The 12,266-nt window shown below is 66.1% G+C and carries 12 protein-coding genes; 7 read left to right on the top strand and 5 right to left on the bottom strand.

Annotated elements, in window-relative coordinates; translation table 11 throughout:
• Positions 1–43: 43 nt before the first annotated feature.
• Together DWQ67_RS04895 and DWQ67_RS04890 are read right to left on the bottom strand one after the other, a co-directional pair.
• Positions 44–1,489 (bottom strand): glycoside hydrolase family 16 protein, encoded by a 1,446-nt coding sequence (locus tag DWQ67_RS04895; protein WP_121484462.1) that lies wholly within the window; start codon positions 1,487–1,489, stop codon positions 44–46.
• 433 nt (positions 1,490–1,922) lie between these two features.
• On the bottom strand, positions 1,923–2,486 hold the full coding sequence (locus tag DWQ67_RS04890) for a GNAT family N-acetyltransferase (RefSeq protein WP_121484461.1): 564 nt from the start codon (positions 2,484–2,486) through the stop codon (positions 1,923–1,925).
• Between the two features lie 317 nt (positions 2,487–2,803).
• Between DWQ67_RS04890 and DWQ67_RS04885 the strand changes: the two genes are divergently transcribed.
• Entirely contained in the window at positions 2,804–3,358 is a 555-nt protein-coding gene (locus DWQ67_RS04885) for a dihydrofolate reductase family protein (protein WP_121484460.1), read from the top strand.
• A gap of 8 nt (positions 3,359–3,366) precedes the next feature.
• On the opposite strand, the gene DWQ67_RS04880 is transcribed toward DWQ67_RS04885, so the two are convergent.
• On the bottom strand, positions 3,367–3,780 hold the full coding sequence (locus DWQ67_RS04880) for a DUF6924 domain-containing protein (protein WP_121484589.1): 414 nt from the start codon (positions 3,778–3,780) through the stop codon (positions 3,367–3,369).
• 553 nt (positions 3,781–4,333) lie between these two features.
• On the opposite strand from DWQ67_RS04880, the gene DWQ67_RS04875 reads away from it, so the two are divergent.
• Entirely contained in the window at positions 4,334–5,500 is a 1,167-nt protein-coding gene (locus tag DWQ67_RS04875) for a MalY/PatB family protein (protein ID WP_121484588.1), read from the top strand.
• A gap of 26 nt (positions 5,501–5,526) precedes the next feature.
• On the top strand, positions 5,527–6,123 hold the full coding sequence (locus DWQ67_RS04870) for a peptide deformylase (RefSeq protein ID WP_121484459.1): 597 nt from the start codon (positions 5,527–5,529) through the stop codon (positions 6,121–6,123).
• On the opposite strand, the gene DWQ67_RS04865 is transcribed toward DWQ67_RS04870, so the two are convergent.
• Positions 6,120–8,261 carry a S9 family peptidase gene (locus DWQ67_RS04865; protein WP_158595373.1) on the bottom strand — a complete coding sequence of 714 codons (2,142 nt, stop codon included), beginning with the start codon at positions 8,259–8,261 and terminating at the stop codon, positions 6,120–6,122. The genes DWQ67_RS04870 and DWQ67_RS04865 overlap by 4 nt on opposite strands.
• Before the next feature lie 74 nt (positions 8,262–8,335).
• Here DWQ67_RS04865 and DWQ67_RS04860 point away from each other — a divergent pair, with 74 nt between their 5' ends.
• From DWQ67_RS04860 to DWQ67_RS04845, 4 genes are all read left to right on the top strand, one after another.
• The gene (locus tag DWQ67_RS04860) at positions 8,336–9,226 is read left to right on the top strand and encodes a putative RNA methyltransferase (RefSeq protein ID WP_121484457.1); all 891 of its coding nucleotides are present in this window, start codon (positions 8,336–8,338) and stop codon (positions 9,224–9,226) included.
• A gap of 137 nt (positions 9,227–9,363) precedes the next feature.
• A complete protein-coding gene (locus DWQ67_RS04855) occupies positions 9,364–9,822 on the top strand; it encodes an NfeD family protein (protein WP_121484456.1) in 459 nt (152 codons plus the stop codon).
• A 38-nt stretch (positions 9,823–9,860) separates the two neighbouring features.
• A complete protein-coding gene (locus DWQ67_RS04850; protein ID WP_121484455.1) occupies positions 9,861–10,874 on the top strand; it encodes an SPFH domain-containing protein in 1,014 nt (337 codons plus the stop codon).
• Positions 10,875–10,975: 101 nt separating this feature from the next.
• A complete protein-coding gene (locus tag DWQ67_RS04845) occupies positions 10,976–11,323 on the top strand; it encodes an RNA polymerase-binding protein RbpA (RefSeq protein ID WP_121484454.1) in 348 nt (115 codons plus the stop codon).
• A gap of 83 nt (positions 11,324–11,406) precedes the next feature.
• Here the strand turns inward: DWQ67_RS04845 and DWQ67_RS04840 are convergent, their stop codons facing one another.
• Positions 11,407–12,141, bottom strand: a complete 735-nt coding sequence (locus DWQ67_RS04840) for a polyprenol monophosphomannose synthase (RefSeq protein ID WP_121484453.1) — start codon at positions 12,139–12,141, stop codon at positions 11,407–11,409.
• Positions 12,142–12,266 lie beyond the last annotated feature (125 nt).

Below are 12,266 nucleotides of genomic sequence, written 5' to 3'. Positions count from 1 at the left end.
CGCCGCATGGCGCTGCCCCCCCTTTTTTGGGGTCACGGCGGTCCTAGCCCGCCTTGTAGCTCCAGGCCCTCACGTGATCCACCACGTATTCGGTGTGGGGAGCCGTGTCCTTGTCATTGGGCTGGCCCGCGTATTCGCTGCCGGCCTGGACGTTGAGGCGGATGGAGTACTTCCGTCCCGACTGATACAGGGCATCCCAGGTGGGATTGGCCCCGCGCAGCTGGGTGAAGTAGGCCTTGCCGTCCACAAAGAACGTCACGCCCTTGGGGGTCCACTCCAGCGTCCAGGTGTGGAAACGCCCGTCGTTGACGTCAATCTCCTTGGGAGTGAAGCCCACGGTGTGGGTGCGGTTCTCTCCCGCCATGGTTCCGTAGTGAACTGTCGCCAGGGAATTGGTTTCAGAGGCGTTGTGCACCGTCTTTGGCGTTCCGTACGCCTCCATGATGTCCAGTTCGCCGGTTCCCTTGTCCACGGGGCGCAGCCAGAACGCGGGCCAAATGCCCTTGGACTTCTGCTTCACGGTCGGCAGTTTGGCGCGCATCTCCCAGCGGCCATAGGCCTGGGAGAAGGTGGTGTCTGTGTCCATGTATGCGGTGGAGTAATAGCGCTTGACTCCATCTTTCATGACCCACGGGGTATCCACCTTGCGCGTGGAGAGGATCGCCGCGCCGTCGCGGATTTCCACGTTGCTTGCCTTGACGTAGCCCACGTCGTAGCCCACGTAGGTGTCATTGCGCACCGTCCATCCGGTGAGCGGATTGGCAGCGCCGGTGGGGAAGTCGGTCCGGAAGGCGGGGGAGCCCCAGGTGCCCGGGGTCAGGACGGTCTCATCCACATCCTTGAACTGGGGCTCGCCGAGGGTGACCTTGACGGGACCAGTATTCGCGGCGTTGGCCGTGGCCTGAATGCTGGTCTTGGCCGGCGCAGCGCGGGGGAGTGCCGGGCGGTCAAGATGAGAGATCTGTTCTGCGGGACGGGCGCCAGCCGCGTCCCAGGCTGAGGCCCAGATCCGGTCGCCGGAGGGCTCATTCTGCACCTCGGCGCTGAGCCACAGCGACTGGGAGGTGGCAGGGGCGTTGGCGAGTTTGACGGACTTCAGGGTGGCCCGCTTGCCCGCAACCACACGCTCGGCGTTGATCCAGCGCTGACCGTCCTTGGCCTGGTAGAGGCGCACGGCGTAGTACCCGGCGGTGCTCTCACGCAGGCGCACCTCCACGCTGATGCCCTGACCGCTGCTCAAGGTCACGCGCTGCTTGGTGGTGGTGTGACCCGTAGAGGTGCCCAGATCACCACGCCTGGTTTCGCCTGGTTTGAGGTCCCAGGGCTTGCCGTCAAGGACGATGGCCGCGGCGCGCTCCATCTGCGGTGCGGCCGTTTGCGCCCCGCGAGTCTGCAGCGAGGGTGAGCTAACGACGACCCCGCTGAGCAGCACCGCCGCGACGACCGGCAGTGCAAAAACACCCCGGCGTGGTCTACGAGTGATAAGCATAGAAATATCCTTCAGGGAATGGGGGTAAAGCGCTTGCCGCCAGAGCAAACACTGTTAGATCACAATACCGCAGAATGTAGTGAGGGAATGACCCTGGGATACCTGGATAGATACTTCAGTATTCCCCTGCGACTACCCATAACGCGGGCCACCCACTACCTAGTGCAATACCTCTTTACCTTTGTGGAATTGAACCTAACGTCGGGATTTATTCCCAGCCAAGCGGCGTCGGGCACTGCGCCTTGCCGACTCAGCGCGGCTCCACCGGCCCTCGACGCTTGTGCAGAAGCGCCTCCGCCTCCACCGGCACAAAGCCGAGCCGGGCGTTAATGGAGCGCATCCACACGTTCTGATCGTCGCTGCTGGTGCGGATCCTGCGCACCGTGCCGAGCCGGCGTGGGGCGGGACGAGCAGGCAGGTCCAGGCGGCAACGTCACCGCCAGGGTCCACCGCGATGGACTCGATGGGGGAGAGGCACTCCGTTCAGGTGTGGGGAGATCGTGTAGCCGCGGGCCGCCGAGGCCTCTGGAAGGTCGGCGTGCGCCAAGTCCAGCTCCACCACGGTCTCCGAGGTGGCAAGTGTGTAGCCCAGGCGACGCGCAAAGGTCTGGGTGAGCCATTCCACTTCTTGCGCCGTTGGCCTGTAGGCGCTGGCAACAAAGCTGTTCGTCGATTCCACTGAGGCGTTTTCGATGGCACGCACCAACGTGGTTCCGATTCCCCGAGCCTGGTGTTGCGGTGCGACCCACACAAAGACCCACGTGGTTTCAGGGGAGTCGGTGGCATTCATCCCAGCGGCGAAGCCAAGCAAAGTCTCTTCGTCCCACGCGCCGATGAGGCGCTTGCGCAAACCATCCTCGGCACGCCAACCCAGCAGGCGCGCGTCCTGGCTTTGCGATACCCGCCCCGGGCGGGCGTGCTGGGTGGCCGCGCACTCTACTTGAAAGGCAGCGACCATACCCGGGTGGTCGTTGACATCGAGTGGGCGCAGTTGCATGCACGCCACCTTACGTGCGCGCTCATCTGGCGCCACGGGGTACACCGCGATGTGCAGTCAGCATTCGTGGGAAGAGGAGTGGTCCCGAACGGCCTAGTTGACATAATGTAGATTATCGGCGCTTTACCGATCACCCCAAAAGGGGGCTGCTCACGGTCTTCATCGACCTGCCCACGGCCCTACTCACAACGAGTAGAAACTCGACGGCGTGATGTACTCGGGCGACGGCGCGCGACGAGTTCTCGCAAGGGCCCGGCGCGCCTGATCCGCCCGAAGCATCGGGTTGGAGTGGGAATCGACAGAGAGAAGCCGCTGCCATGAGGACGCTAGCGATCACCCAGAACATCACGTTGGACGGGTCCGTCGAGATGCTCGGCGACTGGTTTGACCCTCAAGCCAAGGACCACACCGACCTGAATCAGCAGCTGGAACGCGAGGATCGCGAGTCAGACGCACTCCTGCTTGGGCGGCAGACTTTCGAAGACTTCCGCGGGTATTGGCCGCATCAGACGGACGACAAGACGGGGATCTCCGAGCAACTCAACAGCGTCCAGAAGTACGTCGTTTCCACGACCATGACCGACCCTGAGTGGCAAAATTCCACCCTGCTCTCGGGCGACATGGTGGAGCAGGTGCGCGCACTGAAAGCTGAGCCCGGCAAGGACATCGTCCTCACAGGCAGCATCACCCTGTGCCACGAACTGATCCAGGCGGGGCTCGTAGACCAGTACCGCCTCTATTGTTTTCCGGTGGTGCAGGGCCGGGGACGCAGGCTCTTCCCCGACAACTACGAGATCCCCCAGCTCGAGCTTCTGCGATCGCAAGCCTTCCACAGCGGGATCACCTACGCCCGCTACCGTCCGGCGATCTGATCTAACCCCTAGTCGAAGCCCCTGAAGACCCCATCCTGGTCAGTCGCCTCGGCGAATTCTGAGTAGTCCATGTTGGCGATATTCAGATTGTTGTCCACTCCCCACAGCTCGCTGGCCACGCACCGGAAAGGCCTGTTTTTAGCCTCGCTGAGGTCTATGACCAAGAGGGGAAAATCCGCTACCAACGCTTGGTCATCCGCAATAAAGAGCACTGCCGCATGCTCTTGGGCCGCCAGGGCAGCACTGCGGACCTGCTCCCAGTCGGCCTTCTCCCACGCCCGATCGTCAAGGACATCAACTGCAGCGACAAAACCATCCTGGCTCTTCGTCCTGACAGCCGTCAGCGCGTCCGTCCACGCAGCGGGATCAACAAAGCTGGTGCGGACGAGGAGCGAATTCTCCGTGCTCGGAACGAGTGGCATGCCGACAGTGAAGCACACCAACAAGCACACTGAGCGCCCTTGTTGGTGTGCCGCGAGACCGGCCGCTCCCCCGCCCGGTACCTCAGTCACTGCTACAGCACTACTTCACGACAATGCTCTTGGACTGGACCCGAGTCTGCGATCGTGGGTAGGTGAATCCGACCGACCCGCCGTTCACGCTGGGGGCGCTGGCGCCGGCCCTCGGGCTGGCGATGGCCCACGCTGCGCCACCCCCGTTCGGTCGGGGTTCATCTGTCCGAGACGATCCCCTGACTCTCCTGCCGATTCTCGTCACGAGAGCGTCTTCACGCGCCCTGTCGCTCCCGTCGCGAAACACATTCATGAGGCTTGGATATGTTCTTCTCCGCCTCTAACGCCCCACTCCCCCTCTGCGTCCAGGTCTTCTCCGCTCCTCGCTCCCGCCGAGGCACCGGATCTTATGGCTCCACGGGACACACAGGGAGCACGTCGTGTATCTTGGGAACAAGAGATTATGAGTCGACCGCTCAAAATGCCCACCTCAGGGCATGCAAAGGAGCCAGCCGTGACCCTGATGGACCAGATCAACGCCACCAACATTGAGACCCTGCGCAGGCGCGGCAGCCTCAAGTGGGCCAACGAGCCCCAGCACCTGGGTGCCTTCATCGCGGAGATGGACTTCGGCACGGCGCCAGCGGTGGAGGCGGCCCTGCATGATGCGATTGAGCGCTGCGGCTACGGCTACCTCCCCGAGCACCTGACCGGGCAGATGCGCCGAGCTTTTGCCGACTTTGCTCGGGAACGCTACGGCTGGGAGCTGGCATCTGAGTCCATCGAGCCCCTCCCGGACGTGCTCTCCGCCCTGGAATTCGCCCTGCGATTCCTGACCCGCCCTGGCTCCGCCGTCGTGGTGCCCACCCCTGCTTACATGCCCTTCTTGCAGATCCCCACGGAGATGGGCCGCCCCATCATCCAGGTGCCTCACGTGCGCGTGAACGGACGCTACGAGCTTGATCTGGACGGGCTGGACGCCGCCCTGGCTCAGAACGGCGGCCTCCTGGTGCTGTGCAACCCGCACAACCCCACGGGCCGCGTCTACTCGCGGGCAGAGCTGGAGGCGGTGGAGGCGCTGGTGGCGCGTCACGAAGGCGTGCGCGTTTTCTGCGACGAGATCCATGCCCCGGTCGTCCTGGCCGGCACCCAACACGTGCCCTTCGCAGCCCTCTCCCCCGTCGCCGCCCGCCAGGCCATCACGGCCACCTCCACTTCCAAGGCCTTTGGACTGCCCGGGCTCAAGTGCGCCCAGTTGGTGTTGAGCAACGAGGAGGACCGGGCGCAATGGGCCGCACACGGTGAGCGCACCTACAAGCTCACCTCCACCGTGGGCGTCTGCGCCAACACCGCGGCCTACCGTGAGGGCGGACCCTGGCTGGATGAGGTGCTGGAATACCTTGACACCGAGCGCGATCTGCTGGTCTCACTCGTGGCCAAGCACCTCCCGGGCGTCACGATGGACCGTCCCGAGGCCACCTACATTGGCTGGTTGGACTGCTCTGCCCTGAACCTGGGCGAGCCCCCCGCGGCGTTCTTCCGCCGCGAGGCAGGGGTGGCGCTGAGCGACGGCGCACCGTGCGGCCAGGGCTACGAGAACCACGTTCGGCTTGTGTACGCGACTCCTGAACCAATCCTGATCCAGATGCTTGAGCGCATGGGACAGGCCCTGGCGGCCCGCACGGCCTAGCCAGTGGGCCGTGACACCATCAGTGCATGACGTCTCCGCTTGGCCTTGAGCCCACCCTGCCGATCGTTCAACTGGGAGATCCGGTCCTGCGCCAGCAGGCGCAGGAATGGACCGGCCAGCCCAGCGGAGAGGAGCTGGCGCAGCTCATCCAGCTAATGCGCTCCACCATGTTGCACGCGCCGGGCGTCGGCTTGGCGGCCCCACAGATTGGCCTTCCCCTGCGACTCGCCGTGCTCCAGGACCTCTGGCCCATCAGCGAGGACGTGGCCAGCGCCAGAGAGCGCGCACCGCTCGAGTTTCTGGTGGCCATCAACCCCAGCTACGAGGCCACCAGCGAGCGCACCGCCACCCACTACGAGGGGTGTCTCTCCATGGAGGGGTACACGGCTGCGGTCACGCGCCCCGCGGACATCTTGGCCTCCTGGATGGACGCGAACGGGACCCAGCACACCGCGGAGCTGCACGGCTGGCAGGCCCGGATCTTCCAGCACGAAACGGACCACCTCAGCGGCACCCTCTACATAGACAAGGCGCACACGCGCAGCCTGGCCACCAGCCAGAACTACGCCCGGCTCTGGTCCGCTCCAGGACCGGAACTGGCGCGCGAGGCGCTCGGTTTCTAAGCGCCGCTTGGCGCCTTGGCCGTCCCTTGCATGGGAAGGTGCCTGTCCCACCACTCCAGCACCGCCTCAAAGCGCTCGCGCCGGTGCCTGGGGCTGCCGGAACGAGTCAACTCGTGCGTCTCGCCCGGGAAGATCAGCAACTCCGACTCCACACCCTGCGCCTGCAGCCCGGCAAACCAGCGCTGGCCTTGCTCCAAGGGGCAACGCAAATCACGCTCGGAATGGATCACCAGCGTGGGCGTGCGGACCTGCGAGACCTGCGCCATGGGAGACTGCGCCGCCAGTTCCTGCGGGTCGGTGCCCACGTAATTGCTGCCAAAGAAGCTGCCGATGTCGCTGGTGCCTGCAAAGCTCACGGGGTCAAGGAAGCCGCGCTCCACGATCGCCGCGGCAAAGCGGTGATGCCGTGTGGTGAGCCACGCTGTCAGGAAGCCCCCGTAGGAGCCGCCCATGACGCCGACACGCTCGCCATCCAGCGCGGCCATCCGCTCAAGCGCGCCGTCAAGGAAGGCCAGCACGTCCTGCTCGTCCACCGTTCCCATGGCCCGGAGGATGCTGCGCCCGTGCTGCTGCCCATACCCGGCGGAGCCGCGCGGATTGCATTGCAGCACGGCGTAGCCGGCACGCGCGTAGGTCTGCGCCTCGTCAAACCAGCCCCAGCCAAAGTCGGCAAAGGGCCCGCCGTGAATGTTGAGCAGCACTGGATGCGGGCCGGCGCCCTCTGGCACAAAGACCCACCCGTGCACCGGGTATCCGTCGGAGGAATCCACCACCAGTTCCACCGGGAGGATGGGGGCTGCCGCGGCGTTGAGGTTCGCACTGAAGTTGCTCAGGCGCGTCACACCACCCTGCGTCACCAACCCCAGTTCCGCGCTGTGCCCCGCATCGCTGTACGCCACCACGATGGCCTCGCCGCCGGCGGCTACTCCGGTGACCTGTAGCGCCCCGTCCGGCTGGAGCGACCCGTCCACCAGCACGCTCACCGTTCCGTCCGCCGCGATCCGATGCACTCCGGAGCTGCCGCGCTCCACCGGCACGGCCAGGACCGAGTCTCTGGCGGAGGACACATCCGCGGCTAGCGCGGCGTACCCCACGGGCTCGGGATCCGTGAGGCTGCGCAGGCTCTCGCGGCGCGGCGCCGCCTCTGCCCACACGGCCAGGTTGAGGGCGGCAAATCGCAGCCCGTCCTCCCCGGTTTGCGCCCCCAACAGGAAGCTGCGCCCGCCGGAGCGCACCGCCTCAGCGAACTCGGTACCGGGCGCGTCGCTGGCCTCCGTCGCCAGCACGGACGCCCGTGGCAGATCCAGCGCGTCCACCTCCTCCGCTGTGGCCGGCCAAGGGCTATCCAGCAGCGCGTCGATGCTCAGCTGCAGCCGCCGCACCGCGAGCGTGGTTCGCGCCGCGTCCTCTGGCAACAGGAACCGCACCGACCCAGAGTCGTCGCCGAACTGCACCGCGTACGGGCTCTGAGCGCGCCGCTCCCCCGCATCGAACACGCGTAACGCCAGCGGCAGGCCCGTCCTTGCACCCAGAACGGCGCCAGCCTCGCGCTGTTCCTCGAAGGTGTCCTCGGCGTCCCTCGCGGCCGCGCCGGTCGGCGCAAGATACGGGGCCCCCGGCTCCAGCAACGGCACCACATAGAGCCCGACGGCGCGGCCGTCCAGGTAGCCGGCACCGTTGGCTTGGTAGTTCATGTCCGTCACGCGACGCGGCGCCTCGGCGTGCGCCGGGACCTCCGGCAGCGTGCCCGCGCGGCCGGCCTCCGGGAGCCCCGCCGTGAAGACCACCCAGCGGCCGTTGGGGGAAAGCTGAAACTCGCTTACTCCTTGGGGGCCATCGGTGAAGACCCACGGCTCCCCTCCCGCGGAGTCCATGACGGCCAGCTGCGCCCGCCCGTCACTGTCCTCGCGCAGAAAAACCAGCCGCTCGCCGTCGGGCGTGAAACGCGGTTCCGAGTCCCCCGCGCCCCGGGTGAGACGCCGGGTGCCAGTGCCATCCAGCTCCACCCGCCACAGCTGCGTGCTGTAGCGATCCGCCGAGAGGACCGGCCGCGTCACCGCCACGGCGGCCCAGGCGTCGCCGGGATGGACCGCCGGCGTCGATAGAGTGGGGATGAGGTCAAGGTGTTCGGGCAGCATGTTCGGAGTCCACCGGAGCCGCACTACAAAGTCAATCGCTTTTACCATTCTTGTTTTACGACCACGGAGTCAGCGTGTCCCACCGTTCCACCGCACCCACCACGCCCAAGTGGCCCCTGATCTGCCCCGTTTGCGGGCTGGACTTGCAGCTGAGCACGCGCGCGGACGGCCGCCCCGCCGCGCTGTTCTGCGAGGAGGGCCACCGCTACGACGCCGCGCGGCAGGGTCACGTGAGCCTCTTGGGTGGCAAGGGCAGCCCCTTTAAGGAGGACACCCCGGAGATGGTGGCCTCGCGGGAGCGCTGGCTGGCGACGGGGAACTACGCGCCGCTGGCGAGCGCCCTGGCCGGGCTGGCCCTGCAATACGTCCAGGGCCGCAGGGTGCTCCTCGCGGACACCGGCTCAGGTACTGGCTACTACTCCCATGCCGTCCTTGACGCGCTGGAGCAGGCCGGCCATTGGCCGCGCGCCATCGACATGGACCTCTCCCGCGCGGGCGCCCAGCGCGCCGCCAGGGACCCACGCGTGATGTCCCTGATCTGGGACACCTGGAAGCTGTGGCCCGTGGCCTCAGACAGCGTCGATGTTCTGCTGGACGTCTTTGCCCCTCGCAATCCGCCGGAGTTTGCGCGCGTGGTGCGCCCGGGCGGGGTGGCGCTCATCGCGATACCGCAGCCCGGGCACTTGGCGCAGCTGGAGGACGCGGCCGGGCTCTTGGGGATTGACGAGCGCAAGGAGGACCGCCTGGCGGAGGCCTTTGGCGCCGGCTGGGAAGAGGTGGAGCGGATCGAGGTGGCCTCGGATCTTGCGGTGGGCCGGGAGGCCGCCGCGGACCTGGCCCACATGGGCCCGGCCGGTCATCACCACACGCGGGAGCAGCTGCTGGAGCGGATGCACTCGGGACCGGAACAGCGCACGGTTTCCAGTCGCTTTGTGGTCCACGCCTACCGCCGCTTACGCCCGTAGGGACAAGTCATCCGCGCGGGTGACGCAATCATTCGCGCCAACTGAAAGACTGGTGAGGCGCCGGAACACCGGCGCGGCATATCTGAACCACAGGCCCCGCACCGGGACCTTGGCCGGACCTCAATGGAGGAGGCACGATGCTCGACTGGTTGCTCCAGAACTCCTGGGCCTTCTGGCTGGCGCTCATGCTCGTCTTCGTGGCGATCGAGATGCTCAGCCTCGACCTTTGGTTCGCCATGCTCTCCGGTGGCGCCCTCGGCAGTGTGGTCGCCGCGCTCCTGGACGCGCCCTTCTGGCTCCAAGTCCTGGTCTTTGGGCTGGTCTCCCTGGCGCTGATCGTGGGACTCAGACCCGTTGCGCTGCGCCATCTCAAACGTGCCAATAGCAACGCCCTCACCAACGTGGACAGGCTCATCGGAGCCGCCGCCCTGGTGCTTGAGCCCACCAGCCGCCTGGCCGGCACCGCCAAGATTGATGGTGAGACCTGGAGCGCACGCAGCGAGGATCAAGGCCCGCTTGCACCGGGCACGCACGCCGTGGTGCTCAGGATTGAGGGCGCCACCGCGTACCTCTCCGCCAACGTCAAAAACTACTGATTCGCTCCCCCGTCCACTCTTGAGAGAGGAATGAAGACATGCCTGAAGCAGCCCTGATTGTTGCCCTGGTCCTGGTGATCGTGGTGATCGTCATCCTGGTGAAGTCCATTCACATCATCCCGCAGGCCCGCGCCCGCCTGGTGGAGCGCCTGGGGCGCTACCACCGCACGGCCTCCGCCGGACTCACCATGGTGATTCCGTTTGTGGACAAGCTGGGACACGTGATTGATCTGCGTGAGCAGGTCCAGCCGTTCCCGCCGCAGCCCGTCATCACCGAGGACAACCTGGTGGTCAACATCGACACCGTGGTCTACTACCAGGTCAACGACCCGCGTGCGGCGACCTACGAGATTGAAAACTACATCCGCGCCGTGGAGCAGCTGACCACCACCACCCTGCGTAACGTCGTGGGTGGCCTGAACCTGGAAGAGGCGCTCACCAGCCGCGACCAGATCAACGGCCAGCTGCGCGGCGTCTTGGATGAGGCCACCGGCAAGTGGGGCATCCGCGTCTCCCGCGTGGAGCTCAAGGCCATTGATCCGCCACTGTCCATCCAGGACTCCATGGAGAAGCAGATGCGCGCCGAGCGTGACCGCCGCGCCGCCATCCTCACCGCGGAGGGCACCAAGCAGTCACAGATCCTGACGGCGGAGGGCGCCCGCCAGGCGGCCATCCTCTCCGCAGAGGGCGAGGCCAAGGCAGCCGTGCTGCGCGCCAACGGTGAGGCAGAGGCCATCCAGACGGTTTTCGAGGCCGTGCACACCGCGGATGCTGACCCCAAGCTGTTGGCCTACCAGTACCTGCAGCAGCTGCCCAAGATCGCAGAGGGCTCCGCGAATAAGCTGTGGATCATCCCCAGCGATGTGACCGATGCCCTGAAGGGCGTCTCCGGCGCCTTTGGTGCCTTTGGTGGCGGCTCGGGTTCGTCCTCGTCCTCCGCTCCCACCCCCGGCACGCCCACGGCTTGGCGCGCGCCGGAGCCCCAGGTTCCGCCGGTCCCGCCCGTCACCGGGCCTGGTCATCGGTCCCCCGGTTACCCGGACATCAACTAGACTTAGAGGTCGGAGCCGCGCCGGAAACGTGCGTGGGGAATGCACAGCCCGCTTTAGTGGTTAACGCCTATGGAAGCGAGTGAAGCACGTGAGGAGTCAGCATGAGTGATCGCAGCCTGCGCGGAATGCGCCTTGGTTCGCAGTCGATGGAGTCTGAGGCCGGTGTGGAGCCGGCAGCGCGCCAGACCGTCACCTATCTGTGCGACGACGGGGAGAAGGTGGAGGTCATCTTCGCCATGGAGGCGGACGTCCCCCCGGTGTGGCACACCAAGACCGGCAAGAAGGCACACCGTGCCGACGGTGCCGAGGAACTGCCGAGCAAGGACAAGCCGCAGCGTACGCACTGGGACATGCTCCTGGAGCGTCGCGCAACGGAGGACCTCGAGGTGATCCTCAAGGATCGCCTGAACTTCCTCCGCGAGGCGCGCGGCGAGAAGGTCAAGGCCTAGTCAGGTCCCTTCCCCCTCAGGGGGAACACTAAAGGGTCCGTTCCCCCTCAAGGGGAACGGACCCTTTTGTTGTGCCGTGCTTTTTAGCGGCCCAGCTTCTTGCGCAGGGTCTCAAGGCGCGCGGCCAGGCCCCACTTCACCACGTTGATGCCGGCCTCCTGGACAATGGAGCCGCTCATCTTGGAGACGCCAAACTCGCGCTCAACAAAGGTGATGGGCACCTCGGCAATGGAGTAACCGGCGCGCGCGGTACGGAAGGTCATGTCCACCTGGAAGCCGTAGCCAACGGAGTCCACGGCGCCAAGGTCAAGCCCGCGCAGGGTGCTGGCGCGGTAGGCACGGTAGCCGGCCGTCACATCGCGCGTCTTGAGGCCAAGGAAGAAACGGGAAACAAAGGAACCGGTGCGGGAGATGGCCTTGCGAGAAAGCGGCCAGTTCACCACCTCGCCACCGGGAACCCAACGCGAGCCGATCACCAGGTCAGCGCCAGCCTCGGAGGCGGCCAGCAGACGCGGCAACTGCTCCGGCTGGTGTGAACCGTCCGCGTCCATCTCCACGAGCACGTCGTAGTCACGCTCCAGGCCCCAGGCGAAGCCCGCCAGGTACGCGGCGCCCAGACCCTCCTTGCCGCGGCGGTGCAGCACGTGCACGCGCTCATCCTTGGCAGCGAAGGAATCCGCCAGGTCACCGGTGCCGTCCGGTGAGTTGTCATCGGCGATCAGCACGTCCACGTCAGGGCAGGCCTTGCGGAGGCGACCCAACGTCTTGGGGAGTGACTCAAGCTCGTTGTAAGTCGGAATAATGGTGAGCACTCGCACGCGCTGATCGGTCCTTCGAAAGGGAAAAGGGACTGCGGCCCACGGAGGTGGCCAGGCCTCATTCTACCGACTCATACGCGAACTGCCGCCGCTGCCACCCGTGACGGCGGACTCACGAGCCTGCG

It is taken from the genome of Galactobacter caseinivorans (genome assembly GCF_003640665.1).
Classification (GTDB): Bacteria; Actinomycetota; Actinomycetes; order Actinomycetales; family Micrococcaceae; genus Galactobacter; species Galactobacter caseinivorans.
The sequence above is the reverse complement of the archived record's forward strand: the minus strand, read 5'-3'. Positions and strand labels throughout refer to the sequence as shown.